Below are 1,622 nucleotides of genomic sequence, written 5' to 3'. Positions count from 1 at the left end.
AGAGGGTGTAAATTATTTTGTGTATTCTCTTTCTTTAAGCAAAATAATTGAATTATTTAATTATGAAAAAATGTTACTATAGTTTATAAATGTTGTTACTTTGTAATTACTTTTCAGTATATCATTTCCATTTTTAGCTATTAATATACCCTCTAAATATTAGGTTAGGGCAGTGTTGAGAAGCGAATTGAGTCGTTATTGAAGAATAATACATTAACGGATTACCTTTGGGTGATCCGTTTTACTTATTTAACAGGAAAAATTAAACTATACCTCTTAGGGGTTTGAGGGACGGAGTCCCAAAGCTACGCTCCTTCATTTAAGACCTCACTAAATAATATATTGAGCTGGCTAATAACAAGGTCCCAATTTGCATATGCTCTAGTCCATTTCTTACTTACCTTTTCAGTTGCCAAATATAGCATCTTCATAAGACTATCATCGTTCGGAAATATAAGCTTTGTCTTAGTTACTTTTCTGAATTGACTGTTAAGGCTCTCTATAGCATTTGTGGTATATATAATTCTACGAATATAATCTGGAAATGCAAAGAAAGTTATAAGATTATCCCAATTATCTTCCCAACTTTTTATTGCATTTGGATATTTACTACCCCATGTTTCTTTTGCAGACATTAAATTTTCAAGTGCAAGATCCTCATTCACTGCGCCATAAACAGCTTTCAAATCTTTTGCAAATGCCTTCTTGTCTTTATGTGGTATATATTTCATACTTGCTCTCAATTGGTGAATTATACAACGTTGTATCTTTGCAAAGGGATAGACAGCCTCTATTGCTTCCTTGAAGCCGCTTAAGCCATCTATACAAAACAACAAAACGTTCTTCAAGCCTCTGTTTCTGAGGTCATTAAGTACCGAAAGCCAGAACTTACTGCTTTCATTTGTTCCTATCCAAATACCAAGTACTTCTTTTTCTCCATCCATATTTACACCTAGAACAACATAAGCTGCCTTGATTATAATATGCTTGTCGTCACGAACTTTATAGTGTATTGCATCCAAAAAAACAAATGAGTATGTTTTTTCAAGTGCCCTATTTTGCCACTCTGTAACTACAGGCATAATCCTATTTGTTATATTCGAGACCATTTCAGCAGATATCTCAACTTCATATAGATTTTTTACTTGCTCTGATATATCTCTCGTGGTCATTCCAGTTGCATAAAGAGCCATTATTTTATCTTCAATACCAGTTATATTTCTTTGATACTTAGGCAAGATTTTAGGCTCGAATTCGCCATTTCTATCACGTGGTATATTAACTTCTACGGATCCAAGTTCAGATTTAACAGTCTTCTTAGAGTAACCATTTCTACTGTTTGGAGTTCGTTTTTCAGATAATTCATACTTGTCATATCCAAGTTGTGAATCCATTTCTGCTTCTAATGTTTCCTGAAGAATGTCTTTAAACATGCTCTTCATAGCAGTTAAAACCTCAGTTGGGTTTGTAAACTTTTGCTCGTTGATATAATCTCTTAAAACCTCTTTTGAAATGTTGGACATAAAAATACTCCTCCTTACAATCTTTGATAATTACTTATCTCAATTATTGCCAAGAAAGAGTACATTTTATTCTGTTTACACAAAATTATTTACAGGTCC

The 1,622-nt window shown here is 32.9% G+C and carries 1 protein-coding gene; it reads right to left on the bottom strand.

Translation table 11 applies throughout. The features are described 5' to 3' along the window. Nucleotides 1-305 precede the first annotated feature (305 nt). Complete coding sequence (locus tag KPL44_RS24965) at nt 306-1,523, bottom strand: IS256 family transposase (RefSeq protein ID WP_216256099.1); 1,218 nt, start codon at nt 1,521-1,523, stop codon at nt 306-308. Nucleotides 1,524-1,622: the final 99 nt, after the last annotated feature.

It is taken from the genome of Clostridium sp. DSM 17811, assembly GCF_018861905.1.
Classification (GTDB): domain Bacteria; phylum Bacillota; class Clostridia; order Clostridiales; family Clostridiaceae; genus Clostridium_AD; species Clostridium_AD frigoriphilum.
The sequence above is the reverse complement of the archived record's forward strand: the minus strand, read 5'-3'. Positions and strand labels throughout refer to the sequence as shown.

Excerpts from the sequence above, each read along its gene's own strand:
- KPL44_RS24965 (WP_216256099.1), bottom strand. The coding sequence starts at position 1,523 with ATGTCCAACATTTCAAAAGAGGTTTTAAGAGATTATATCAACGAGCAA.